Genomic DNA, 24159 nt, shown 5'->3' with positions numbered 1-24159 from the left:
CCGGGTGCGACGGATGGTGCCCTGCACCGTTACACTCAGCCGCCGTCAACCCTTCACTTAGTTCGAACGTGTGTTCTACAGTTAACCCATGGACCGGGACGCAGCGGCGAAGCTCGCTGCCCGTTATGCCAAACGGGCAGAGCCGGTGTCGCTGACGCCGGAGGAGCTGGATCTTGAGCATTGCCAGGTGACCCGCGTGGTGCCCGGCGTGCCGGTGTGGGCGTGGATCCGTTTCCCGGGGTCGGCCGAACTGGTCCAAGGTGAAGCATTCGGCTGGACGTCGCGTGCGGTTGAGGTCGCGTGGACGGATGCCGGAAACCGGAAGGTGACCTGGGTCTGGGCGTCTGCTGTGCGTCGACGCGACGATCAGGTCCGGAAGACGGCTTTGGGAGACAGGACCGACCCGAGTCCCTGAGGCCTACGGCCCCGCTGTGCAGTACAGCTGCAGTTCGGCTTCGCCGTCCCGGATGTAGTGCAGCCCGGTAAACCCGTGGCCACCGCTGAAGCGGGATGCCAGGGACTTCCCGTCCGCCAGCTGGTACAGCACGCTGGCAAGCATTTTGCCCTCAGCGTTACGGACGGATAGCGAGACTGCCCGACCGTCGGGGGCATCCCCGATGTAGCTTCCTGACAGCCGGAATGTGCCCGTCGACAGTTCCTGTCTGGTGGCTGTCGGCCCGTCGACCCGCGGCAGGACGAGTTGCGCGGTCCTCTCTCCAGCGCTGCTGCCGACGTTCGGACGGTACTGCGTGGTGCAGCTGATCGCATCGGGCAGTTGCTCTGGCTCAGCGGCACAGCCGGTCACCATGAGCGTCAACAAGGGCAGCGTGCTCAGCACGGCGAAAGCCCGGCTTCCTGGACCGCTCACCCGAGGCCGCGCCGACGGGACCGTGCTGCTGCTGACTGGGCTTGCCATGCCAGCAGCGTAGCGGCAGTGCCGGCGTCGCCAGGGGATGCGCGGGCTGACACTCCCGCCCGCCGGCTCTGCCTGATGGCCGTATTAAGCAGCACAGCCCGCACCAAGCGGTGCGGGCTGTGCTGAAAGGCTGGGGGCGAAGAGTTACTTCTTGCCGCCGAAGCCCTTGAAGCGTGCGTTGAAGCGCTCCACGCGGCCGGCGCTGTCCATGATGCGCTGCTTGCCGGTGTAGAACGGGTGGGACTCCGAGGAAATTTCAACCTCGATCAGCGGGTAGCTGTTGCCGTCTTCCCACTCCACCGTCTTCTTGGACGTAGCGGTGGACTTGGTCAGGAAGGAAACGCCGGAGGCCAGGTCGCGGAAAACAACCGGGGCGTATGCCGGGTGGATATCAGACTTCATAGTTGTACCTTTTCTACACGCCCCTGGATTTTGCCAGCGGCTAGAAGGATGGAAAGAGGGCAGCCCCATCAGGGCCAGCACACCACTCTACCGCATCTGCCGGGCCCGCGTCGAAGCGACACGTAGCTTCCGCGCGACAGGGGATCCGAAGCCTAGTCCGGCCGGCAGGCCCAGAACGCAACGGCGCTGGCCGCGGCGACATTGAGCGAATCGACACCGGCCCGCATCGGGATCATCACGGTCAGGTCCACCTGTGCCAGCGTTTGCGGCTGCACGCCGGCGCCCTCGGTGCCCAACACCAGGGCCAGTTTGTCAAAAGAGCGCCGTTCCAGCTCGTCCAAGGTAATGGCGTTCTCGGCAAGTTCCAGCGCCGCCGTCGTGAATCCCTCGCTGCTCAACACGGCCAGCCCGGCGGGCCATTCCGGCAGCCTCGCCCAGGGGATCTGAAAAACAGTGCCCATGGAGACCCGGATGCTGCGCCGGTACAACGGGTCGGCACACTGCGGGCTCAGCAGTACGGCGTCCATGCCCATGGCGGCAGCGGATCGGAAGATCGCGCCGACGTTGGTGTGGTCCACGATGTCCTCCAGGACTGCCACCCGGCGGGCGCCGGCCAGCACTTGGCGCGCGGACTGCGGCGCGGGCCGGTGCATGGCGGCCATGGCTCCGCGGTGCAGGTGGAATCCGGTGATTGCCTCCAGTACCTCCGGCGTGCCGACGAACACCGGAACCTCCGGGAAGCGGGCGATCACATCGCGCAGGTCGTCCAGCCACTTGTCGGTCAGGAAGAAGGACCGCGGGATGTGGCCGGCGGCAACGGCCCGGCGCAGCACCTTGGAGCTTTCGGCGATGTACATCCCTTCGGCGGGTTCCCGACGGCGGCGCAGCGCGGTGTCGGTCAACTGGGTGTAGTCCGCCACCCGCGGGTCCTCGGCGGAATCCAGCCGGACCAGGTTCATGCGAAGAGGTTCCTGACCAGTACGACCAGCGCCACCAACCCCAGCGTCACAATCACGCCGCGCAGCACCACCGGTTTCAGCCGGCGCCCCACGGCGGATCCGATCAGCGCGCCGATCAGCGAACTGATGGCGATGACCAGTACCACCGGCCACTCGATCCGGTCGAAGGCGAACAGCATGTAGGAGATCGCCGCAATGATGTTCACGCCGAGGACCAGCACGTTCTTCATGGCGTTGGCCTGCTGCAGCGTGCCGTGCAGGAAGACGCCGAGGATGCCGACCAGCAGCACCCCCTGGGCGGCCACGAAGTAGCCGCCGTAGACTCCGGCGAAGTACACCAGTCCCAGCAACAGCCAGGGCCTCGGGCGGGTACGCGCCTGCGCCGCCTGCCGTTCACGCACCCAAGCCTGCAGCTTCGGTTGGAACACCACGAAGAACAGCGCCACCACGATCAGGAACGGCGCAGCGATGCCGAACACTTCCTCCGGCAGGTGCAGCAGCAGCCACGCCCCGGTGATTCCGCCCAGCAGCGACGCCGGCAGCAGGATGGCCACGGTGCGGCGCAGCCCGGTTAGTTCCCGCCGGTAGCCGTAGACCCCGCCCACGTTGCCCGCAATCAAGCCGATGGCGTTGGAGATGGTCGCCGTTACCGGCGCATAGCCCAGCGCCACCAGGACGGGGAACGTGACCAGCGTGCCGGATCCGACGATGCTGTTGATGGTGCCGGCCCATAGCCCGGCCAGCCCGATCAGGGCAGCGTTGAGCACATCCATGGGGCAGGGACCGCCTAGGCGCGCTTGGCTACGGCAGTGTAGCGGCCGCCGTCGTGCTTCAGGCTGAGCGGCATGTCAAAAGCGGTGCTCAGGTTGTCTTCGGTCAGCACCTCGTCGATGGGGCCCTGGGCCACCACGCCGCCCTCGCGCAGCAGCATGGCATGCGTAAAGCCCGGCGGGACTTCCTCCAGGTGATGGGTGACCAGCACCAGCGCCGGCGCGTCCTCATCCTGTGCCAGTTCGCTCAGCCGTTCCACGAGGTCCTCGCGGCCGGCCAGATCAAGGCCGGCTCCCGGCTCGTCCAGCAGCAGCAGTTCCGGATCGGACATCAGCGCGCGGGCAATCTGCACGCGCTTGCGTTCGCCTTCGCTGAGCGTGGCGAAGGTGCGGTTCATGAAGGTGGACATCCCCCACGCGTCCAGCAGGCGGAACGCGCGGCGCTCGTCCATCTTGTCGTACTGTTCGCGCCAGCGGCCGGTCACACCGTAGGAAGCGGTGACCACCACGTTGAGCACCTGCTCCTGTTCCGGGATCTGGTTGGCCAGTGCGGCGGAGGCCAGGCCGATCCGGGGCCGGAGCTCGAACACGTCCACCTTGCCCATGGTCTCGTCCAGGATGCCGGCAATCCCGCGGGTGGGGTGCAGGCGCGCGCCGGCGATCTGCAGCAGCGTGGTCTTGCCCGCCCCGTTGGGGCCCAGCACTACCCAGCGCTCCCCCTCCTTGACCTGCCAGTCGACGCCGTCCAGCAGGGTTTTCCGCCCGCGGACAACAGTGACCCCGGCAAACTCAAGTACATCGCTCATATCAGTAGACAGTAGGCTAAAACGCGTAGTAATCGCCAAACGCGATGCCGGACCTGCCATGATGGATCCGGCCATCCCCTCCAGCTCTGTGCAGAACGGAATCACCATGCCCTCGCTCCTCCGCGTTGTCTCTTACGGCCGGGAACTGCCCGATGCCTATCTTGCAGCCGTGCAGGCCGCGGTCACCGGGGCCGGCGGAAACATCGTGGAACTGGAGAACGCGGCCAACGGCCGTTTCCAAGTCACCGTGCTGATCGTGGAGTACGACGGCGGTGCCTCCGACGGCGTCGCGGCTTTGCGGGCGGCGGTCGCTCCCCTGCTCACCGATCAGCTGGGCACTGCCGTGATGGACGCGTCGCTGGCCGGGCCGCAGCGCAAGCTGTTGCTGATGGATGTGGACTCCACGCTCATCCAGCAGGAAGTGATCGAACTGCTGGCGGAGCACGCCGGCAAACGGGACGAGGTTGCCGCCGTGACCGAAGCGGCGATGCGCGGCGAACTGGACTTCGCCGAGAGCCTGCACGCCCGCGTGGCCACGCTGAAGGATCTTCCGCTGGGCGTGATCGAGCGGGTGCGCGCTTCGCTGTTGTTGACGCACGGCGCCAAGGAAGTGGTGGAGGCCTTCCTGGCCGCCGGCCACGCGGTGGCGGTGGTCTCCGGCGGCTTCAGCCAGATCCTGGACCCGCTGGCCGAGGAACTCAAACTGACGTACTACCGGGCCAACCTGCTGGGCACCGACGCCGACATGCTGACCGGCACGGTTGACGGCGATGTGGTGGACCGGGCAGCGAAGGAAGCCTCGTTGCGCGAATGGGCTGCCGCGGAAAACATCGACCTGGCCCAGACCATTGCCATCGGCGACGGTGCCAACGATTTGGACATGCTGGCCGCCGCTGGCCTGGGGGTCGCCTTCAATGCCAAGCCGGCCGTCCGCGAGGCAGCCGATGCCGCCATTAACATCCCCTACTTGGATGTGGCGCGCTACTTCGCCGGAGTCTGACGCCGAACCAGACGCAGCCGCAGGCCTGCTGATCACGGATACCCACTTGGCCCTGTCGCCGGACCACGTACGGGAGTAGGGTCGGGTTGAACATCCCCCGGACGGTGCTGCCGCTGAGGGCAGCGGGGCCCGGGATTCCCTGAACCTTCCGTGAAGGAGAGTCAGTGATGAGCACCGACTCCGCGTCCACCACCACCTGGGATCAGAGCCTGGCGGAGACCTGCCGCGCGCTGGCCGCGCAGCTGCGGGTCGATTCAATCCGCGTCACTACCCGGGCAGGATCCGGCCACGCTACCTCATCGCTCTCGGCGGCCGACCTCATGGCTGTGCTGTTGGTGAACCATCTCCGCTATGACTGGCAGCGCCCCGAGCTGCCCGCGAACGACCACTTGGTCTTCTCCAAGGGGCATGCCTCGCCGCTGCTTTATGCCATCTTCCGGGCTGCCGGAGTGGTCGACGAAACCGAGCTGCTTAATACCTATCGACAGTTTGGCGGCAGGCTGCAAGGACATCCCACACCTGCCCTGCCCTGGGTGGACGTGGCGACCGGATCCCTGGGCCAAGGACTGCCGGACGCGGTCGGCATTGCCCTGGCCGGCAAGTACCTGGACCGGCTGCCCTATCAGGCGTGGGTGCTGTGCGGTGACAGTGAACTGGCCGAAGGGTCCATGTGGGAGGCGTTGGACAAGGCAGCCTACTACCGGCTGGGCAATCTGACCGCGATTGTCGATGTGAACCGGCTGGGCCAGAACGGGCCGACCGAGCTGGGGTGGGACCTGGAGCGGTACGCCGAGCGGGTCAGGGCCTTCGGTGCGCAGCCGCTGCCGATCGACGGCCATGACCTGAACGCGATCAACGACGCCCTCGCCACCGCCCGCGCAACCACGGACCAGCCGAGCGTCATCTTGGCGCGGACGATCAAGGGCAAGGGCGTGCCCGAGGTGGAGGACAAGAACGGCTGGCATGGCAAGGCGCTGCCGGAGGACATTGCCGAACCTGCCATCAAGGCGCTGGGCGGGCCAACCCAGATCCGGGTCACCACCCATCCCCCGGAATCAGGCGTACCTGCCATCAAGGCCAACCCGTCGGCCGCCATCAATCTTCCCACCTATACCGTGGGCGACTCCGTCGCGACCAGGACCGCCTTCGGCGATGCGGCCTCTGCGCTGGCCGCACGGCCCGAGGTGGTGATGTTGGACGGTGAAGTGGGCAATTCCACCAAGGCTGGTGAATTCAGCAAGGCCGCCCCGGACCGCTTCTTCGAGATGTTCATTTCCGAACAGCAAATGGTGGCTGCGGCGGCAGGGCTCTCCGTGCGCGGGTATGTGGCGTTTGCCTCCAGCTTTGCGGCGTTTCTGGTGTCCCGCGGGTACGACTTCATCCGGATGGCCGGTGTTTCCGAGGTGGATATCCGTCTGGTTGGCACCCATGCAGGCGTCGAGATCGGCCAGGACGGTCCTTCCCAGATGGCGCTCGAGGACCTCGCCGCGATGCGTGCGATCCACACCTCGACCGTTCTCTACCCTGCCGATGCAACCTCGACCGCACAGCTGGTCCAGACCATGGCGGATACGCCTGGCATCTGCTACTTGCGCGCCACCCGCGGCGACTACCCCGTGCTCTACGAGGCGGACGAGGAGTTCCCGCTGGGCGGTTCGAAGGTGCATGGAGCCACCGGCGACGACGCGGTCACCCTCGTCGGCGCGGGGGTCACCGTGCACGAATGCCTCGCCGCTGCTGCCCAACTCGCCGATGAAGGCATCGCCGCCCGGGTGATCGACCTGTATTCGATCAAGCCGATCGACCAGGAAACCTTGCTGGCTGCGTGCCGGGCCACCGGCGGGCGGATCATCACGGTCGAGGACCACTATCCCGAGGGCGGGCTCGGGTCAGCGGTCGCCGACGCGCTGACGCAGGCCCAGGTCCCGGAACTGAAGCTGGTCCGCATGGCTGTGCAAGGACTGCCCACCTCCGGGGCACCGGAGGAGCTGTTGGACGCGGCAGGAATCTCCGCGCGGCACATCACCGAGGCGGCGCGCAGCCTGGTTGGCGGTTAACGCCCTGGGCGCAGACGCCCCGGGCGCACACGCCCGGGTCGGGGTGCCAGGGGCAAAGGCCGCTTATGCCGCCAGGGCGGCCGCCGCGGACGGGCAGGGCCATTCCACGAGCCGGACCAGGTTGCCGTTCTCGTCGTAGGAGCAGTCCTCGCAGATGGCCGGTGCGGGCAGTTCGTCGCAGGCATCACAACGTCCGCAGGCATTCGGTTCCATGAAGTCGATACCGACGCCGCGGGAATGTGTCTTTTCCATCTTCGTCACCCTCCTGAAGATCCAAGGTTGCGGCCAACGTAGCACCCGCTGCCGACAGTTTTCGGAATTTCGCCCCGGCACGCCCGGTACTGATGCGTCACGGCGTTCTGTTCACGGCGTTCAGGGCACACCTTCCAGCGGCACAGCTTGATGGCACGGCGGCGATCCAGCAACCGGTGCCACCAAGCTGCTGCCGGTGTCCAGTTAGCCCTGGGACTGGAAGGACTCGGCTCCGCCCACGTATTCGGTGTGCCCCGAGGGGACGTCGGCGGTAACCATCTTGGCCACCTCTGCGCCGAACTCTTCCACCGAGTAAAGCTTGCCGGCCTCCGCGCGGCGGGCTTCGAGGGCACCGGGGCGTGCGCGGTCCAGCAGGGTCGCGGTCACGGTGCCTTCGATCATGTCGCCGGAGACCACGACCAGCGAGATGCCCTTGGCTTCCAACTCCGGCAGCAACTCGCGCAGCGCGTCCTCGCCGGCGCGCTTGCTCAACGCCACCGGCTCGTATTCCGGCATGGTCGGCACGGTGCGGATGAAGTGTGCCTGATGGCTGGTCACGAAGACCACCCGGGAGCCCGCCGGCATCACCTCGGCCGCCGCCTTGAGCATGTTCACCTGCGCGTCGCGGTTCAGGCGGAGAGCATAGTCCTCGCCCATGCTCGTCTCCATGCCGCCGGAGGCGTTGAGCACCAGCAGGTCCAGCCCGCCGAAGTTCTGCCGGGCGGCGTCCACCAGTGCCTGCGCCCCCTCGTCCGCTGTGAGGTCGGCAGCAACGGCGACGGCGCGGCCGCCCGCTTCCTCGATCTGCGCCACGACTTTGTTGGCCCTCGGTGCCTTTTGGCGGTAATTGACCACTACCGCTGCGCCCTCGGCTGCGAGCAGCTTGGCCACCTCGGCGCCGATGCCGCGGGATGATCCCGTTACGATTGCTGCTTTGCCATCCAGTGCGGCCATGGCTGCTCCTTTAAGGTTCGGTTCTCTGGGTTGTGCCGGTCCGGCGGTTGTAGGAAACGCTTAACCGGAAAAGGCTTCGGGTTCCATCTTGCCAGCCCCCGAAGCCTTATCCGTTGTAGAAAGCCCACAAAAGGCGGGCCGCCCATCTGCTGGCGCTTTTAGTGGCCCATGCCCAGTCCGCCGTCCACCGGGATGACAGCGCCGGAGATGTAGGCTGCTTCGTCACTGGCAATCCACCGGACCACCTTCGCCACTTCCTCGGGTTCGGCGAAGCGGCCCGCCGGGATCGAAGACAGGTAGCTCTTCTGCGTGTCCTCCGGCAGCACGGCGGTCATCTCCGTGTTGACGAATCCCGGAGCCACCACGTTGGCGGTGATGTTGCGGGAGCCAAGTTCGCGGGTCAGCGAACGGGCAATGCCCACCAGGCCGGCCTTGGACGCGGCGTAGTTGATCTGGCCGGGCGAGCCGTAGAGCCCCACCACCGAGGAGATCAGCACCACGCGGCCCTTGCGCAGCCGGATCATCCCCTTGGAGGCGCGCTTGATCACCCTGAACGCGCCGGACAGGTTGGTGTCCACCACGCTGGTGAAGTCTTCTTCGCTCATCCGCAGCAGCAACGTGTCCCGTGTGACGCCGGCGTTGGCCACCAGCACCTCCACCGGGCCGTGCGCTGCCTCGACCTCGCTGAATGCGGCATCCACAGATCCGGCGTCCGTGACATCGGCCTTCACACCCAGAAGGCCGTCGGGCACGTCACCGCTGCGGTAGGTAATCGCTACCTTGTCGCCATTCGCTTCGAAGGCCCGGGCAATGGCGAGGCCGATGCCCCGGTTACCGCCGGTGACCAGCACGCTGCGGCCGGTCTGCTGTTCATTGCTCACATTTACCTCCATGAAGCTGCTGTTTTCCTAAGGAATCCTAGCCCGGGAGGTCCTGCGGCAGGGGACTCGTTGCGTCGGCTTTAGACATTCCGGCCATCGTGGGAGAATTGATACAGCCCTGATGGAGTGTGATGAGCAAGCAGTCTGACGAGAAGCCGGAAGTCCTGAGCATTACGGACGTCCCCGAAAGCCACACCGATGAGATGCACCGGCGCATGGTCAAATACACGCTCGCCATGGGCATCCGGCTGGCCTGCTTGCTGCTCTTCTTCTTCATCGACAGCTGGTTCCGCTGGTTCTTCGTGGCCGGCGCCGTCTTCCTGCCATGGATAGCCGTGATCATCGCCAATGGCGGGAGCGACAAGTCGCACCTGACGCACAGCGCTGCGCTGCTGGACCAGGCCCCGATGCCGGAGCTGGAAGCCCCCTCGACCACCGCCACCGGCGGAGCGGCCGAGGACGGCGACTTCCTGGCCGGCGAGGTTGTCGACGATGCTGCCCAGCCCCCGGCCACTGGCCAGAGTCCCACAACCGGCACGCACGAACGGCGCACTCCCGCAGATGCGGCCCCGGAGCAACCGATGGCATCGGCGGCTGCAGACGCAACCGCCAGCCAACCGCCGCCCAGTCCCGCCGAGCAAGACGACCATGACCAGTCGGCGGCGTTTATGGGAAGCCTGAGCCCTGTGGTCAAGCGACGCCGACGGAAGACTGCCGCATGAACCTCTTAGGCCAGCTTGGCGGACCAGTGGCCGCCGAGACACCGATCTGCTCGCGGAAGGGTTGCCGCGGGGACGCCCAATGGCAGCTGCTGTGGAACAATCCGAGAATCCATACGCCCGAGCGCCGCAAGATCTGGCTCGCCTGCGACGGGCACCGCGAGTGGCTGCAGGACTACTTGGTCCAGCGAAGCCTGTGGAAGGAAACGCTTCCCGTGGAAGAACCAGCTACGCCGGAAAGCGGTGCCTGAATGTCCTATCGTTTCCTGCTCAGCGCCAAGTGGCTGGGCTGGCTGCTGATCGTCGCCCTGCTTGCCGCGGTCTGCGTGATGCTGGGCAACTGGCAAATGGACCGCCGGGACCAGGCGCTCGCCACCATCACCGCTGTGGAGACCCATTACGACGCCGATCCGGTGCCGTTCAGCAAGGTTCCGAAGATTTTCGCCACTGCCGATGACGCGGTGGAATGGACCCCGGTGGTCCTCAACGGCGAGTATGACACCGCGGGCCAGCGAATTGTGCGGAACCGGCCTCTGAACGGTCGGCCGGGTTACGAAGTGCTCATCCCGCTCCGCCTCAACGACGGGCAAGCCGTGATCATCAACCGCGGCTGGTTGCCGATCGGAAACAACCAGGCCGGCCACCCGGACGCCATCCCCGCCGCCCCCCAAGGCAAGGTCACCGTCGTCGCCCGTGTTAAGCCGGGCGAAGGGACGGTCAGCCGCGGTGCCCCCGAAGGACAGCTAGCATCCATCCAGCTGGACGCCTATGCGGCCCAACTGGACTACCCCGTCTACACCGGCAGTTACGGCTTGATGGCGTCGGAGTCCCCCGCTGCCGCCGATCGGCCCGTCCAGATCCCCAAGCCCGCCATCGATGAAGGCCCGCACCTGTCCTACTCCATGCAGTGGTATGCCTTCGGCGTGCTGCTGTTCGTCGGCTACGGCTACGCCGCTCGGCAGCACGCACACCATGGCCGGTTGACCGAGGAAGAAGAGGCGCTCAGCGGCTACCACCAGGCCAATCCGGCCCCGCGAGCCGCCGCTGCCCCGAAGCGCCACCGCAACCGGCCCACCTCCGAAGAAGAGGAAGACGCGCTGCTGGACGCCCAGGGTTTCCGGACCGACGGTTCCCTGCTCAGCCGCGACGACTAGCCGCTGCACTGCCTGAACCGGAATTGCTAAGGCGCGCATCGCCGGGAACGAGGGCAAGAGAGCAGCTGAGGGACCCGGCCTGAGCTTGCGAAGGCCGGGAAGCTGCGACCGCTAAGCGCCGTGCAGTTGCGGTTCGAGGCCGCGCCCGGAATCAGGCCAGAGTGACCAGGTCCAGGTAGTCCTCGTTCCAGAGGTCTTCCACGCCGTCCGGCAGCAGCACCACGCGCTCCGGATTAAGTGCCTCCACCGCGCCTTCGTCGTGGCTGACCATGACGACGGCGCCGCTGTAGTTGCGCAGTGCGCCGAGGATTTCCGCGCGGCTGGCCGGGTCCAGGTTGTTGGTGGGCTCGTCCAGCAGCAGCACATTCGCCGAAGACGCCACAATCGTGGCCAGGGCCAGCCTGGTTTTCTCGCCGCCGGAGAGCACCCCTGCCGGCTTGTTGACGTCGTCGCCGGAGAACAGGAAGGAACCGAGGATGTTCCGCACTTCGGCATCCTGCAGGTCCGGGGCAGCGGTGCGCATGTTCTCCAGCACGGTCCGCTCCACATCCAAGGTGTCATGTTCCTGGGCGTAGTAGCCGATCTTCAGACCGTGGCCGGGCAGCACGTCGCCGGTGTCCGGGGTGTCCACGCCGGCCAGCATGCGCAGCAAGGTGGTTTTGCCCGCGCCGTTCAGCCCCAGGATCACCACCCGGGAGCCCCTGTCGATGGCCAGGTCGACGTCGGTAAAGATCTCCAGCGAGCCATAGGACTTGCTCAGGCCTTCGGCAGTGAGCGGAGTCTTGCCGCACGGTGCCGGGTCGGGGAAACGCAGCGCCGCCACCTTGTCCTGCGCCCGGACCTCGTCCAGCCCGCTGAGCAGGCGTTCGGCACGTTTGGCCATGTTCTGCGCGGCCACTGCCTTGGTGGCCTTGGCCCGCATCTTGTTCGCCTGGTCCATCAGGACCTGGGCCTTCTTTTCCGCGTTGGCGCGCTCGCGCTTGCGCGCGCGTTCATCGGTTTCGCGCTGCAGCAGGTAGCGCTTCCAGTTCATGTTGTAGATGTCGATGGTGGTGCGGTTGGCGTCCAGGTGGAAAACCTTGTTGACGGTCGCCTCCAGCAGGCCGGTGTCGTGGCTGATCACAATCAGTCCGCCCTGATGGTTTTTCAGGAACTCGCGCAGCCAGCTGATCGAATCGGCGTCGAGGTGGTTGGTCGGCTCATCAAGCAGCATGGTTTCGGCACCGGAATACAGGATCCGTGCCAGCTCCACGCGGCGGCGCTGGCCACCCGACAAGGTCCTCAGCGGCTGGTTCAGGATTCGCTCCGGCAGGGCCAGGTTGGAGGAAATGGCCGCTGCTTCGGCCTCGGCCGCGTAGCCGCCGCCGGAGATGAACTCGGCCTCCAACCGGTCATAGCGGCGCATCGCCTTGGCCTGCACATCAGCGTCACTGCTGGCCATGTCCGACTGCGCTTCACGGAGCTTGCGGGTCACCACGTCCAGTCCGCGGACCGAGAGGATCCGGTCGCGGGCCAGCTGCTCCATGTCAGGCGTCCGTGGATCCTGGGGCAGGTAGCCGATCTCACCGTTGCGCACCACGGTACCGGAGGCAGGCAGGCCTTCACCGGCCAGAACCCGGGTCAGCGTGGTCTTGCCGGCGCCATTCCGGCCCACCAGCCCCACCTTGTCGCCCTTGTCCACACGGAAGGACACCGCCTCCATGAGCAGACGGGCTCCAGCACGCAGCTCAAGATCGTTGACGGTAATCACAGTGGAAGGCCTTTCCATAGGGGCAGGGGGCGGGACGGATGCCCGGGCACGTCCATGGCGGGACGGGGGCGGAAATCAACCTTTCCAGTCTACCGGCATCGGCAACCGGCACCCACCAGTCCGCTCCCCGCAGGCAACATGCTCCCGGCCCGGAGCGTCGGCAGGCGCGCACTGGCCCGAGTCGTGGCCGTTATCCTTGGCTCATGAGTTTTTCCCGCGGCTCCCGGCTGGACACGTCCCAGGTGCAGGACCGCCGAGGCGGCCTGGGCGGCAAGATCGCCATTGGCGGCGGCGGTCTGCTAGTGCTTATTGCCAGCCTGCTCGGCGTGCCTGCAGACGTGTTGGAGGGATTCGGGCTGGGCGGCAGCGGTCAGGAACAGCAGCAAATTGGTGGCCCGGGCCTGCAGGAGGAATGCCTCACCGGCGCCGACGCCAACGAACGCACCGATTGCCGCATCGTGGGAACCGTCAACAGTCTCAACGATTTCTGGGCCGGCTACCTCCCCCGCTACAACATGCAGTACCCCGTCCCGCAGACCGTCCTGTTCGACGGCGGTGTCAGCACCGGCTGCGGCAGGGCGAGCAGCGCCGTGGGCCCGTTCTACTGCCCGAGCGACCAGACCGCGTACTTCGACACCTCTTTCTTCGCCGAGCTGACCAGCCGGTTCGGCGCCAGCGGCGGACCGTTGGCGGAGGAGTATGTGGTGGCGCATGAGTTCGGACACCACATCCAGAACCTGACCGGGGCCATCGACTACTCCCGGCAGGATCCGCAGGGCCCGGAATCCGGGGCGGTTCGGGTGGAGCTTCAGGCAGACTGCTATGCCGGCGTCTGGGCAGCGAATGCGACCGAGCAGATTGACGAGCGGACCGGAGAGCCGTTCATGCAACCGCTGACGGAGCAAGACCTGCGGGACGCTCTGTCCGCCGCCAGCGCCGTGGGCGACGACCGCATCCAGCAGTCTGCCACCGGGCAGGTCAACCCGCACACCTGGACGCACGGCTCCAGCGAGCAGCGCCAACGCTGGTTCCTGCAGGGCTACCAGACCGGCGATGCCGGCCGCTGCGACACGTTCTCCGCGGCGAACCTCGACCGGCCTGCCTGACGCTAGAGGCCCGCCTGACGCCAGAGGCTAGAGGCTAGAAGTCCCGCGGGTCCACCGGACCGGGCTCATGCGTGCCTTCCGCGAACGGCAAGCCGTCCGAACGTTTTCCCTCGGTGGAGTCAGCCGGTCCGAAGCCCGGAAGATAACCGTCGGGCTCACGTCCCATGGTTGAGTCCAGCAACAGGAAAACCATGGTGGATCCCAGCCACAGCAGGATCAGGCCGATGCCCATCATCAGCAGCTGCCCCGCGGGCGGCACCGGGCCGGTGGCATACGGTAACCAGCCGGTGGCGGCTCCCCTGAGGCCCGTCCACAGCAGCCAAAAACCCGGGAAGACCAGCCCGAGGGTCACTGCGCCGGTACTGATGCGCGGACGGGGACCAAAGATCAGCCAGCCGGTTACCACGACCACCGGCAGCGCATAGAGCAGCAACCGGTCCGCCATCACCCCGGCCACCGTCATTTCTGCGGTGTCGGGCAGTCCGCGCAACGGCGTGAACTGGGCCAGGAAGACCAGCAGCATGGCTGCCAGCGTGGCCGTGCGGGCCGCACGCCAGAGCCGTCCGCCGACCATGGTCGAGTCCATCAGCAGGGTCAGGCTCACCACGAAGACCAGCAGTGCCGCCTGGACCCCGGGCGCGCTGGCAAAGTTCCACCAGGAATGCGCTGGCGCGGCGGCATATCCGGGCGCTGCCGGCACAGCCGTGATTCCGAGGGCAATACCGACCACCGCCAGCAGGGCCGTCAGCCCGTGGAAGGCCGCGGCCACATGGACCTCGTCATAGCGCCCGCGCTCCCGCGCCTTCCCCACCGTGGATACTCCCATATGCCGATCCTAACGCTGCTGCCGCAGGGGCAGACAGAGGCGGACCGGCCACCCGAAAGTGACCGGTCCGCCGTCGTCAATTGACACAGTGGGTCAGATGTTGAACCCCAGCGCGCGCATCTGGTCGCGGCCGTCGTCGGTGATGCGCTCCGGACCCCACGGCGGCATCCATACCCAGTTGAGGCGCCACTCGTCGACGACGCCGTCCAGCGCCTTGCCGGTCTGCTCTTCGAGAACGTCGGTGAGCGGGCAGGCGGCGGTGGTCAGCGTCATGTCGATCAGCAGGGCGCCGTCCTCGGCGTACTTCAGCCCGTACAACAGGCCGAGGTCCACGATGTTGACGCCCAGCTCAGGGTCGATGACGTCCTTGAGCGCTTCTTCGACGTCCTCCAGGGACGTCTGCGGGGCATTGACTTCAGTCATCATTAGGCCTTTGCTGCGGTCAGGTAGCGGTCGTAGCCCTCTTCTTCCAGCCGGTCGGCCAGTTCGGGGCCGCCCTCTTCGGCGATGTGGCCGTCGACGAAGACGTGCACGAAGTTGGGCTTGATGTAGCGCAGGATCCGCGTGTAGTGGGTGATCAGCAGGGTGCCCATGGCGCCTTCGGCGTGCACCCGGTTGTGGCCTTCGGAGACCACCTTGAGCGCGTCCACGTCGAGACCGGAGTCGGTCTCGTCCATGATGGCGAACTTGGGCTTGAACAGTTCAAGCTGCAGGATCTCCACGCGCTTCTTCTCGCCGCCGGAGAAGCCTTCGTTGACGTTGCGCTGGGCGAAGTCGGCGTCGATGCGCAGCTGGCTCATCGCTTCCTTGACGTCCTTGGTCCAGTGACGCAGGCTCGGGGCCTCGCCGTCGAGGGCGGTCTTGGCGGTTCGCAGGAAGTTGGTCATGGTCACGCCGGGTACCTCAACCGGGTACTGCATGGCCAAGAACAGGCCGGCGCGGGCACGCTCGTCCACGCTCATGGACAGCACGTCTTCGCCGTCAAGGGTGATGGTGCCGGAGTCGACGGTGTAGCGGGGGTGCCCGGCGATGGTGGAAGCCAGGGTGGACTTGCCGGAACCGTTCGGGCCCATGATGGCGTGGATTTCGCCGGTGTTGATCGTCAGGGACACGCCCTTGAGGATCTCCTTGCTGCCCTGCTCAGTCTCGATGCTGACGTGCAGGTCCTTGATTTCAAGAGTAGACATTTGTCTGCTTTCTCCTTTGCACCCGGTGGAGGCGGGCGTGAGTTCGCGTGTTGAAGTTTTTAGTTGAGGTCCGGAGCAGGCGCCCCGTTGAGGACGTTGGTGACATCCACGTAGACGCTGTCGCCGTCGAGCGTCAGCGCGAAGACCGGGACGGGTTCGAACGCCGGCAGGCTGAGCGGCTCGCCGGTGCGCAGGTCGAACTGGGAGCCGTGGCCCCAGCATTCGATCGTGCTGCCTTCGACGTCGCCTTCGGAGAGTGATACGTCCGCGTGCGAACAGGTGTCCCCGATGGCATGCAGTTCGCCTTCGGAGTCCCTGACGATGGCTACCGGATAGTCACCGACCAGGATGCGCACTGCCTGATTGACGTGTACGTCGGAGGCGTTGCATACCAGTTCGCCGCGCGGAGTTTCGCTCATTAAAGGTTGCCCGCCTCGAGTTCGCGTTCCAGCGATGCGTTGAGGCGCTCTTCCAGGGCGGGAACCCGGATCTGCTGGATGATCTCATGGAGGAAACCGCGGACCACCAGGCGGCGGGCGACGTCCTCGGGGATGCCGCGTGCCATCAGGTAGAACAGGTGCTCGTCGTCGAAGCGGCCGGTGGTGCTGGCGTGGCCGGCACCTGCGATCAACCCGGTTTCGATCTCGAGGTTCGGCACTGAATCGGCGCGCGCTCCGTCGGTCAGCACCAGGTTCCGGTTGGCTTCGTAGCTGTCGGTGCCTTCGGCTTCCTTGCGGATCAGCACGTCGCCCACCCAGACGGTGTGCGCGTTCTTACCCTGCAGGGCTCCCTTGTACAGCACGCGGGACTTGCAGTTGGGCACTGCGTGATCCACGAACAACCGGTGCTCAAGGTGCTGTCCGGCGTCGGCGAAGTAGAGGCCGAACATTTCCACGTCGCCGCCGGTGTCGGTGAAGCGGGTGGACGGCGTCACACGGACCAGATCGCCGCCGAGGCTGACGGTCACGTGCTTGAACTTCGCGTCGCGGCCCACGCGGGTTTGCTGCGAGGAGGCGTGAACGGCATCGTCGGCCCATTCCTGCACCGAGACAACGGTGAGGTCCGCGCCGTCCTGCACGTCGATCTCCACGTTCTGGGAGACGGTCGCGCTGCCCTTGTGGTCCAGCACGACGACGGCCTTGGAGAACTTTTCGGCCACGATGACCAGGTGCTGGGCGGACAGTTCGGTGCTGGTGCCCTCAATCACGACGGCGACCCCGGTGTCCAGCTGCGCCTCGGCCGGGATGGTCACCACGGTGGCCTCCTTGAAGGCCTCCCAGGCGGCTGCCGAAACGCGGTCCTCGGGAATGCCGGCAACGCCGATGCGCGCATCGTCCCGGCCGACGGTTTCAACGACGACGCCGGCGGGGAGCTCGGTGCCTTCCGGCCCGCTGACGGTGACCGCCGGGGCAGTGCCGACCAGCGCGTCGCTCTGCAGGCCGCGCAGCCGCTTCAGCGGGGTGAACCGCCAGTCTTCCTCGCGCCCGGTCAGCGGACCGAAGTCGTCCGCCTTGTAGGAGGTCAGGCGTCCGGCACGGGAGCTGTCCGGAACCCCGACGCCGCCGCCGTGGCTGTGGCTCTTGGCACTGGCGCCCGCCAGCGGACCCGCCGCGGCGTTGGCCGGGGAGAGGTTTTCGCCCTCTTCGGTGAATCCGTCGATGGCCGGAGCACCGATACGTGCCTTCTCAGTGATCTCAGTCATTAACCTACGGACCCTTCCATCTGCAGTTCGATCAAGCGGTTCAGCTCAAGTGCGTATTCCATCGGCAGCTCACGGGCGATCGGCTCGATGAAGCCGCGCACGATCATGGCCATGGCCTCGTCCTCGGCCAGGCCGCGGGACATCAGGTAGAACAGCTGCTCTTCGCTGACGCGGGACACGGTTGCCTCGTGGCCCATGGTGACATCGTCTTCACGAACGTCAATGTACGGGTAGGTGTCCGAGCGCGAGATGGTGTCCACCAGCAGGGCATCGCACACCACGGAGTTCTTGGTGTTCTTCGCGCCCTCACGGACCTGCACCAGCCCACGGTAGGCCGAACGGCCGCCGCCGCGGGCCACCGACTTGGCCACGATGGCACTCGACGTGTTCGGGGCAATGTGGACCATCTTGGAGCCGGTGTCCTGGTGCTGGCCCTCGCCGGCGAAGGCAATGGACAGGGTCTCGCCCTTGGCGTGCTCGCCGGTCAGGTAGACGGCCGGGTACTTCATGGTCACCTTGGAGCCGATGTTGCCGTCGATCCACTCCATGGTGGCGCCTTCGTGCGCAATGGCGCGCTTGGTCACCAAGTTGTACACGTTGTTCGACCAGTTTTGGATCGTCGTGTAGCGGACGCGGGCGCCCTTCTTCACAATGATTTCGACGACGGCGGAGTGCAGCGAGTCCGAGGTGTAGATCGGTGCCGTGCAGCCTTCGATGTAATGCACGTAGGAGTCTTCGTCGGCGATGATCAGGGTCCGCTCAAACTGGCCCATGTTCTCCGTGTTGATGCGGAAGTAGGCCTGCAGCGGGATTTCGACGTGGACGCCCTTGGGCACGTAGACGAAGGAGCCGCCGGACCAGACGGCGGTGTTCAGCGAAGCGAATTTGTTGTCGCCCACCGGGATGACCGATCCGAAGTACTCCTGGAAGATCTCCGGGTGTTCCTTCAATCCGGTGTCGGTGTCCAGGAAGATCACACCCTGGGCCTCCAAGTCTTCGCGAAGCTGGTGGTAAACGACCTCGGACTCGTACTGGGCGGCAACTCCGGAAACCAAGCGCTCACGCTCGGCCTCGGGGATACCGAGCTTTTCGTAGGTGACCCGGATGTCCTCGGGCAGGTCCTCCCACGTCTTGGCCTGCTTCTCCGTGGAACGGACAAAGTACTTGATGTTGTCGAAGTCGATGCCGGACAGGTCCGCGCCCCAGGTGGGCATCGGCTTGCGGTCGAAGTACTTCAGGCCCTTCAGACGCAGATCCAGCATCCACTGGGGCTCGTCCTTCTTGGCGGAGATGTCGCGGACCACTTCTTCATTCAGCCCGCGGCGGGCATTGGCGCCGGCGGTGTCGGCGTCGGCCCAGCCGTATTCGTAGGTTCCGATGCCGTGCAGCTCGGGGTTTTTTTCCAGGATTTCGGAAATGGTGGTGTCGGCTACGTCGGTCGTCCCGACCGCGTTCCTCATACTCTGATCCACTTGGTCCGTCATCACGGCCTCTCTTGCAGATTGATGGATACTCGTCTGGTTCCTGTCGCCGGTTCGACGGGTCGAACCGCAGACCTTGTTCGGCCCACGGGGATGTGGGTCGTACAAACATGTCCCCCGCCAGCCAGAGTGGAGAGTCGCCTGACATCCACCCCGAGCAGCCGGGAAAAAACTTCAGTTTCGCTGTCGCAGAAATCCGGGAAGTCCGCTGCCAGCTGTTGCACCGGGCAGTGCCCCTGGCAGAGCTGGACGGCCAGCATGGTGCTGTGCGGCGCCTTGGATCCGACCACCGTGGTGGATCCAACGAAGCCGTCTGCGCTCAGCGCCTCCGCCAGTGCCTTGGCCCGCTCTTCGATTCCGGGCCCCGCTGCCTCCACGATCGGGCGGTAGCGCTCCTCCATGTCCCGGTACCGGTTCCGGGCGAATTCTGCGACCGCTTCGCTGCCGGCAGCCTCACTGAGGGCCGCCAACGCCGTGCGGGCAATATCCAGATAGTCATCGCCCAGGCGGGTCTGGCCCTGCCGGCTGAGTACGTACTTTCGGGCGGGGCGTCCGGCGCCGGTGGAAGAATTTGCGGTGAGCTTGACCTCGATCAAGCCCTTGCGGGACAACGCGTCCAAATGTCGACGCACGGCCGCGGGCGTAAATCCGAGGATGCGGCCGAGACCGGCTGCGCTGACGGGTCCGTGTTCCAAAACAGCATTCAATACCCGGTCCCGGGTCCGCTCCTCGGACTCGGGTGCCTGGGCACGCAAAGAAGCACTACTGGTCATGGAATACACAACACAATCATGACGTATTCTATTCCGGCCTACCAGTAAGGCAGTCCTTAGCATGGGCCCCTCCCTTAGCATGGGCCGCTCTACGTCCCGTAGAATGTTCGGGTGCCTACCTCCGAACCCTGCCTCGACGTCCAGGGACTCGTGAAAGATCTGGGGCCGGTCGAGGCTCTGGATAACAAGATGGTCCGCGTCATTGACGGGGTCCATCTACGCGCCTACCCCGGGCAGGTTACCGCACTTCTCGGACCTAACGGTGCCGGCAAAACCACTACCTTAGCTTGCGCGCAGGGTCTGATGTCTCCCAACGGCGGGACCGTCCGACTACTCGGCCAAAATCCTTACCAGGCGGGAGCAGCGCTGCGCAGCCGCGTGGGAGTCATGCTCCAAGAAGGCGGACTTCCGCAGGCCATCCGGCCGCTGGCGTTGCTGCAGCACGTCGCAGGGATGTACCAGAACCCGCGCAGCGTGGACGAGCTCGCGGAACGGCTTGGCATTCGGGGCTTCGCCAACACGCCCATCCGCCGACTGTCCGGTGGAGAGAAGCAGCGGGTAGCGCTGGCGGCCGCATTGGTGGGCGATCCGGAAGTCCTCTTCCTCGACGAGCCGAGCGCGGGGCTGGACCCACAGTCCCGGGCCGTGGTGTTCGATTTGATCCAGGAGCTGCGCGCCGAGGGCCTGGGCATCATCCTCACCACGCACCTCATGGACGACGCGCAGCGGCTGGCTGACTATGTCTTCATCATCGACGCCGGCCGGACCGTGGTGCACGGCACCGTCGCGGAACTGACCGCGGCCACGGACGAAAGCGCCGGCGTCGAACGTTTGCTCACCTTTGACGCTCCCCCGGGACTGTCGCTCGACCTGCCCGAGCCGTTCGCCGCCGTCGAAAATGTTCCCGGGCGCTACACCGTGGCCGGCCAACTGACCCCCGCAGTGCTGGCCGCGTTGGCCGCGGAATGGGCAGCCCACAATGTCATGCCGGCGTCGATCCACATGGCGCCGCGCTCGCTCGAGGACGTCTTCCTCGATATCTCCGGGAAGGATCTGCGATGAGCGCACCCGCCGCCTTGGTCCGCCGGATCGCACTTCAAGGCCGCTACGAGACGATGGGCATGCTGCGCAACGGCGAACAGTTGCTGATTGCCATCATCCTGCCGCTGCTGGCGCTCATCGGCCTGACCGTCACACCGCTGCTCGACACGTACACGGACGACCGGATAGCCATGGCAGCCCCGGGAGTGCTGGCCTTGTGCACCGTCTCCACGGCGCTGACCGGCCAAGGCATTGCCACCGGTTTTGACCGCCGTTACGGCGTCCTGCGGTTCCTGTCCACTACCCCACTGGGGCAGAGCGGACTGATCCTCGGGAAGATCATTGCGGTACTCGCCATCATGGTCATCCAAGTTGTGGTGGTGGGCGGAACTGCCCTGTTCCTCGGCTGGCAGCCAGCGCTGGGCGGCCTGCTGCCGGCGGCTGCGCAGCTGGTGCTGGGCGCCGCGGCTTTCACCTCGTTGGGGCTGCTGATCGCCGGCACGGTCCGGCCGGAAGCCACGCTGGCCATCACCAACCTGCTCTGGGTGCTGCTGGCTGCTGCCGGCGGTATCCTCTTCCCGGTGGCCAGCTGGCCCGACGTTTTCGAGCCCGCGGCCCACCTTTTGCCTTCGACCGCACTGGGCGACGCGCTGCGCAGTGCGCTGATCGACGCGCAGTTCAATCTCACCGCATCCATCGTGCTGCTGGTCTGGACCGTAGTGGCCAGCCTTGCCGCCATCCGCTGGTTCAAATGGAGCTAAGTCAATGACCACCGCCACCCCCAAGTCCCACGACCTCCTGGACCGGCTGCCGACCTCCGTCAACCGCACCGTTCATGGTCTGGCGATCGCGTCGCTGGTTTCGCAGATCGGCATCATCATTACCGGCGGCGCCGTGCGGCTGACCAAGTCAGGCCTCGGCTGCTCCCAGTGGCCCAATTGCGTGCCAGGCTCCATGACGCCGACGCCGGAGATGGGCATCCACGGGCTGATTGAATTCGGCAACCGCACCCTGACGTTCATCCTGGCCATCATCGCAGTGGCCATGCTGGTCTCGCTGTGGCGCATGCGCCGGCAGCACCGCACCCTGTTCGGCCTGGCCGTGGGACTGCTCTGCGTGATCCCGGTGCAGGCCCTGATTGGCGGGATCACTGTGTGGACCGGCCTGAACCCGTGGGTGGTCAGCCTGCACTTCCTGGCCTCGGCCTCGCTCGTGGCGGTGGCCACCCTGCTGGTCAACCGGACAGGAATGTACTTGCGCGGTGGCACCGCTGTAGCCGTGGCCCCGGTCCCGAACATTGAACGCACGCTGGGCTGGACCATCGCCGCAGCATCCGCCGCCTCCATCGTGTTGGGCACCATCGTGACCGGCACCGGTCCCCACGCAGGTGACGCCAGCGCCCCGCGCCATGATTTCAACGCAGACCTGGTCACCCGAATCCATGTCGTCCCGGTCTACCTGCTGGTCGCCGCTACCGTGCTGGCGCTGGTGCTCGCCTACCGCCGCGCAACCTCACATCAGCTACGCGCCGGTCTGTGGTGGCTCGCTGCGGTGATTGTGCTCCAAGGCGGCATTGGCTACCTGCAGCACTTCACCGGCCTGCCTATCGGCCTGGTGCTGCTGCACATGCTCGGTTCGGCGCTGCTGACCGTGGCTGCGACGAACGTGTGGGACCGTTCGACCGGCAAGTTCCCGCTCTAGCACCTGGCGGGCGGACGAGTCGACAAGGTGCAGATATCCGGACGAGTCGACAAGCGTGCCCCCTGCCCAGCGCCGGCGCCGCCGCTCTCCCGTCGCCACGGACCGGTCACTCAAGACCACTCCACCTCCCTTCAAGAGACCGTCAGATGGCGGGGCCCTTACAGCTTCTCCGGGGTCGGTGAAGGGCTTCATCAACATCGCTGAATCGGTTGTCCCTCCTTAGCCCCTTGCGCCCTTTACCCGTGACTGATAACCCGGTCGCAACTGCATTCGATCCGCGAAAACAGTTGCAACGTCAAGGGAAAGTCATGATATTTGAAACAAAAAACAGACGGGGCGTGCTTGCGAGTCTGGTGCTTGCAATGGCCCTGGCATTATTAGGTGGCGGAGGCTTTGGCGTTGTCGGCCCTCCGCCCGCCGCCGCTGCCCCAAGCAAGCAGACGGCACCTGAAGACAACCAGATGGGCGGCACTGAGGCCGGGCACGGGGAGCAGACAGCCGGGGATAGTTTGCCATCCGGGCTAACCCCGCCCCGGACGGTGTCAGGGAACGATACTTCTGCTGCCAATGAGGGCCCGGCCGGGAACAACACGAGCGCCATCTCATCGGAAGAGTTGGTCGCCGATATTGCGGCAGCCCAGACGATCACGGATCAATTTTGGCGCACGCATTGGAGTGAGCTGTTCACTGGGACGTACACGCCGCCTACGGTCGTGGGCATGTACGACGGCAGAGACCCAAGCAACGCACCCACATGCGCGGGCCAGCCACTTCAGCCGGGCAACGCCTTCTACTGCGTTCCAGAGGATTACGTGGCCTGGGACGCTTCGCTCATGGAGCGCGGATTCCAATTCGGAGACGCTTGGCCTTACTTGGTCATCGCCCACGAATGGAGCCATGCGATCGCGAATCGGCTCGACCCTAGCCTCCGGTCTCCGGCCTATGAGCTGCAGGCTGACTGCTTGGCGGGCGCGACCCTGTATGGGGCGGCTGCAGACGGAACTCTCATTTTTGAACAAGGTGACCAGAACGAACTGGTTACTGCACTGAGTGCGCTCGGCGGAAACACCCCGTGGACGAACCCGCAGGACCACGGCAGCTCCTCCGAACGGGTTGCGAACTTCAATGTCGGACGCACCGGCGGCGTGCTGGCATGCTTACCGTCACAACGATGAGAAGTCTTTCCAACTGGCCTAACCTCTGTGAGCATCGTTAGAAACATCTGTGCGCATCCTTAGAACGGTGGCGGGTCCTGCCGGCGGTGGGTTGTCGGCGGTTTGTCCTGGTGGCCGTCTCCTGCCTGGCCGTTAGATGTGCGGTGCCAGGACGGCAGCCAGCCATTATTGATGGCCCTGCCCTCTGGTTCGGGCCCCGTCGGCGGGTCTACGATCATCGGTTCGATTCGTTGTCGCTGCTCGTTCGGGAGCGCGGCGGCGACGGCGGGCGGGTAGTGGGGTTGGCCGGGAGGGTCGTTGTCTTCGCCGGGCCGGTCGGTGTAGGTCCGGCCGGCCGGGGTGGTCACTTCGAACACCCCGGGTGCGGGCTGTGTCATCTGCCAGCCGGCGCTGGTTTTCAGCCGGTGGTGGGTCTCGCACGGCGGGCCGAGGTTCCCGGCGTCGGTTTCGCCCTGGGCGCCGTCGGCGCGGAAGGCCCGGGTGTGGTCGATCTGGCAGGCCTTGCCGTGTTTGCGGCAGCCGGCGAATGGACACACCTCGTCCCGTT

28 protein-coding genes are annotated in these 24159 nt (G+C 65.9%); 11 read left to right on the top strand and 17 right to left on the bottom strand.

The genetic code is table 11. The annotated features are described in order from the left end of the window. Positions 1–88 precede the first annotated feature (88 nt). Positions 89–415 (top strand): hypothetical protein, encoded by a 327-nt coding sequence (locus AC5RWX_RS05550; RefSeq protein WP_493938974.1) that lies wholly within the window; start codon positions 89–91, stop codon positions 413–415. 3 nt (positions 416–418) lie between these two features. Here AC5RWX_RS05550 and AC5RWX_RS05545 read toward each other — a convergent pair whose 3' ends face one another. The 5 genes from AC5RWX_RS05545 to AC5RWX_RS05525 form a co-directional block, all read right to left on the bottom strand. After that, the gene (locus AC5RWX_RS05545) at positions 419–916 is read right to left on the bottom strand and encodes a hypothetical protein (RefSeq protein ID WP_493938973.1); all 498 of its coding nucleotides are present in this window, start codon (positions 914–916) and stop codon (positions 419–421) included. 144 nt (positions 917–1060) lie between these two features. After that, the gene (locus tag AC5RWX_RS05540; protein ID WP_493938972.1) at positions 1061–1318 is read right to left on the bottom strand and encodes a type B 50S ribosomal protein L31; all 258 of its coding nucleotides are present in this window, start codon (positions 1316–1318) and stop codon (positions 1061–1063) included. Between the two features lie 152 nt (positions 1319–1470). Next, positions 1471–2277 (bottom strand): TrmH family RNA methyltransferase, encoded by an 807-nt coding sequence (locus AC5RWX_RS05535; protein ID WP_493938971.1) that lies wholly within the window; start codon positions 2275–2277, stop codon positions 1471–1473. Beyond that, positions 2274–3050 carry a sulfite exporter TauE/SafE family protein gene (locus tag AC5RWX_RS05530; RefSeq protein WP_493938970.1) on the bottom strand — a complete coding sequence of 259 codons (777 nt, stop codon included), beginning with the start codon at positions 3048–3050 and terminating at the stop codon, positions 2274–2276. The genes AC5RWX_RS05535 and AC5RWX_RS05530 overlap by 4 nt, the downstream gene beginning before the upstream one ends. Before the next feature lie 14 nt (positions 3051–3064). Next, the gene (locus AC5RWX_RS05525; protein ID WP_493938969.1) at positions 3065–3853 is read right to left on the bottom strand and encodes an ABC transporter ATP-binding protein; all 789 of its coding nucleotides are present in this window, start codon (positions 3851–3853) and stop codon (positions 3065–3067) included. Between the two features lie 106 nt (positions 3854–3959). On the opposite strand from AC5RWX_RS05525, the gene serB reads away from it, so the two are divergent. Next, positions 3960–4853 (top strand): phosphoserine phosphatase SerB, encoded by an 894-nt coding sequence (serB, locus tag AC5RWX_RS05520; RefSeq protein WP_493938968.1) that lies wholly within the window; start codon positions 3960–3962, stop codon positions 4851–4853. A 167-nt stretch (positions 4854–5020) separates the two neighbouring features. Continuing rightward, positions 5021–6910, top strand: a complete 1890-nt coding sequence (locus tag AC5RWX_RS05515) for a transketolase (RefSeq protein ID WP_493938967.1) — start codon at positions 5021–5023, stop codon at positions 6908–6910. 63 nt (positions 6911–6973) lie between these two features. Here AC5RWX_RS05515 and AC5RWX_RS05510 read toward each other — a convergent pair whose 3' ends face one another. The 3 genes from AC5RWX_RS05510 to AC5RWX_RS05500 form a co-directional block, all read right to left on the bottom strand. After that, a complete protein-coding gene (locus AC5RWX_RS05510) occupies positions 6974–7162 on the bottom strand; it encodes a hypothetical protein (RefSeq protein ID WP_493938966.1) in 189 nt (62 codons plus the stop codon). A 204-nt stretch (positions 7163–7366) separates the two neighbouring features. Next, positions 7367–8116, bottom strand: a complete 750-nt coding sequence (locus AC5RWX_RS05505) for an SDR family oxidoreductase (RefSeq protein WP_493938965.1) — start codon at positions 8114–8116, stop codon at positions 7367–7369. A gap of 158 nt (positions 8117–8274) precedes the next feature. Then, complete coding sequence (locus AC5RWX_RS05500) at positions 8275–9009, bottom strand: beta-ketoacyl-ACP reductase (RefSeq protein ID WP_493938964.1); 735 nt, start codon at positions 9007–9009, stop codon at positions 8275–8277. Positions 9010–9128: 119 nt separating this feature from the next. On the opposite strand from AC5RWX_RS05500, the gene AC5RWX_RS05495 reads away from it, so the two are divergent. The 3 genes from AC5RWX_RS05495 to AC5RWX_RS05485 are packed head-to-tail and all read left to right on the top strand — an operon-like array spanning position 9129 to position 10870. Beyond that, a complete protein-coding gene (locus tag AC5RWX_RS05495) occupies positions 9129–9719 on the top strand; it encodes a DUF3099 domain-containing protein (protein WP_493938963.1) in 591 nt (196 codons plus the stop codon). Further along, positions 9716–9967, top strand: a complete 252-nt coding sequence (locus AC5RWX_RS05490) for a hypothetical protein (protein WP_493938962.1) — start codon at positions 9716–9718, stop codon at positions 9965–9967. Before AC5RWX_RS05495 ends, AC5RWX_RS05490 begins: the two co-directional genes overlap by 4 nt. Further along, a complete protein-coding gene (locus tag AC5RWX_RS05485; protein WP_493938961.1) occupies positions 9968–10870 on the top strand; it encodes an SURF1 family cytochrome oxidase biogenesis protein in 903 nt (300 codons plus the stop codon). A gap of 151 nt (positions 10871–11021) precedes the next feature. Here the strand turns inward: AC5RWX_RS05485 and AC5RWX_RS05480 are convergent, their stop codons facing one another. After that, positions 11022–12620 carry an ABC-F family ATP-binding cassette domain-containing protein gene (locus AC5RWX_RS05480; RefSeq protein ID WP_493938960.1) on the bottom strand — a complete coding sequence of 533 codons (1599 nt, stop codon included), beginning with the start codon at positions 12618–12620 and terminating at the stop codon, positions 11022–11024. Between the two features lie 203 nt (positions 12621–12823). On the opposite strand from AC5RWX_RS05480, the gene ypfJ reads away from it, so the two are divergent. After that, complete coding sequence (gene ypfJ, locus AC5RWX_RS05475; protein WP_493938959.1) at positions 12824–13726, top strand: KPN_02809 family neutral zinc metallopeptidase; 903 nt, start codon at positions 12824–12826, stop codon at positions 13724–13726. A gap of 34 nt (positions 13727–13760) precedes the next feature. Here the strand turns inward: ypfJ and AC5RWX_RS05470 are convergent, their stop codons facing one another. The 7 genes from AC5RWX_RS05470 to AC5RWX_RS05440 form a co-directional block, all read right to left on the bottom strand. Further along, positions 13761–14552 (bottom strand): Pr6Pr family membrane protein, encoded by a 792-nt coding sequence (locus AC5RWX_RS05470; protein WP_493938958.1) that lies wholly within the window; start codon positions 14550–14552, stop codon positions 13761–13763. A 93-nt stretch (positions 14553–14645) separates the two neighbouring features. Further along, positions 14646–14975 (bottom strand): metal-sulfur cluster assembly factor, encoded by a 330-nt coding sequence (locus AC5RWX_RS05465; protein ID WP_493939110.1) that lies wholly within the window; start codon positions 14973–14975, stop codon positions 14646–14648. A 2-nt stretch (positions 14976–14977) separates the two neighbouring features. Further along, positions 14978–15739, bottom strand: coding sequence for a Fe-S cluster assembly ATPase SufC (gene sufC, locus AC5RWX_RS05460; RefSeq protein WP_493938957.1), 762 nt, complete (start codon positions 15737–15739; stop codon positions 14978–14980). A 59-nt stretch (positions 15740–15798) separates the two neighbouring features. Further along, positions 15799–16158, bottom strand: coding sequence for a non-heme iron oxygenase ferredoxin subunit (locus AC5RWX_RS05455; RefSeq protein WP_493938956.1), 360 nt, complete (start codon positions 16156–16158; stop codon positions 15799–15801). After that, positions 16158–17441, bottom strand: coding sequence for a Fe-S cluster assembly protein SufD (gene sufD / locus AC5RWX_RS05450; RefSeq protein WP_493938955.1), 1284 nt, complete (start codon positions 17439–17441; stop codon positions 16158–16160). The genes AC5RWX_RS05455 and sufD overlap by 1 nt, the downstream gene beginning before the upstream one ends. Next, entirely contained in the window at positions 17441–18925 is a 1485-nt protein-coding gene (sufB, locus tag AC5RWX_RS05445; RefSeq protein WP_493938954.1) for a Fe-S cluster assembly protein SufB, read from the bottom strand. The genes sufD and sufB overlap by 1 nt, the downstream gene beginning before the upstream one ends. Beyond that, positions 18925–19695 carry a helix-turn-helix transcriptional regulator gene (locus AC5RWX_RS05440; RefSeq protein WP_493939109.1) on the bottom strand — a complete coding sequence of 257 codons (771 nt, stop codon included), beginning with the start codon at positions 19693–19695 and terminating at the stop codon, positions 18925–18927. Before AC5RWX_RS05440 ends, sufB begins: the two co-directional genes overlap by 1 nt. 111 nt (positions 19696–19806) lie before the next feature. Between AC5RWX_RS05440 and AC5RWX_RS05435 the strand changes: the two genes are divergently transcribed. The 4 genes from AC5RWX_RS05435 to AC5RWX_RS05420 all read left to right on the top strand — a co-directional run bounded on the left by AC5RWX_RS05435 (position 19807) and on the right by AC5RWX_RS05420 (position 23612). After that, positions 19807–20757 (top strand): ABC transporter ATP-binding protein, encoded by a 951-nt coding sequence (locus tag AC5RWX_RS05435; RefSeq protein WP_493938953.1) that lies wholly within the window; start codon positions 19807–19809, stop codon positions 20755–20757. Then, positions 20754–21497 (top strand): ABC transporter permease, encoded by a 744-nt coding sequence (locus AC5RWX_RS05430; protein WP_493938952.1) that lies wholly within the window; start codon positions 20754–20756, stop codon positions 21495–21497. The genes AC5RWX_RS05435 and AC5RWX_RS05430 overlap by 4 nt, the downstream gene beginning before the upstream one ends. Positions 21498–21501: 4 nt before the next feature. Further along, a complete protein-coding gene (locus AC5RWX_RS05425; RefSeq protein WP_493938951.1) occupies positions 21502–22437 on the top strand; it encodes a COX15/CtaA family protein in 936 nt (311 codons plus the stop codon). A 242-nt stretch (positions 22438–22679) separates the two neighbouring features. Next, entirely contained in the window at positions 22680–23612 is a 933-nt protein-coding gene (locus AC5RWX_RS05420) for a neutral zinc metallopeptidase (RefSeq protein WP_493938950.1), read from the top strand. 59 nt (positions 23613–23671) lie between these two features. Here the strand turns inward: AC5RWX_RS05420 and AC5RWX_RS05415 are convergent. Beyond that, positions 23672–24159, bottom strand: a 488-nt coding sequence (locus AC5RWX_RS05415; RefSeq protein ID WP_494097053.1) for an HNH endonuclease signature motif containing protein, incomplete at its 5' end; no start/stop codon positions are given.

It is taken from the genome of Arthrobacter sp. SPT-J7, from assembly GCF_059089965.1.
This window is presented reverse-complemented; position numbering and strand designations above follow the sequence as displayed.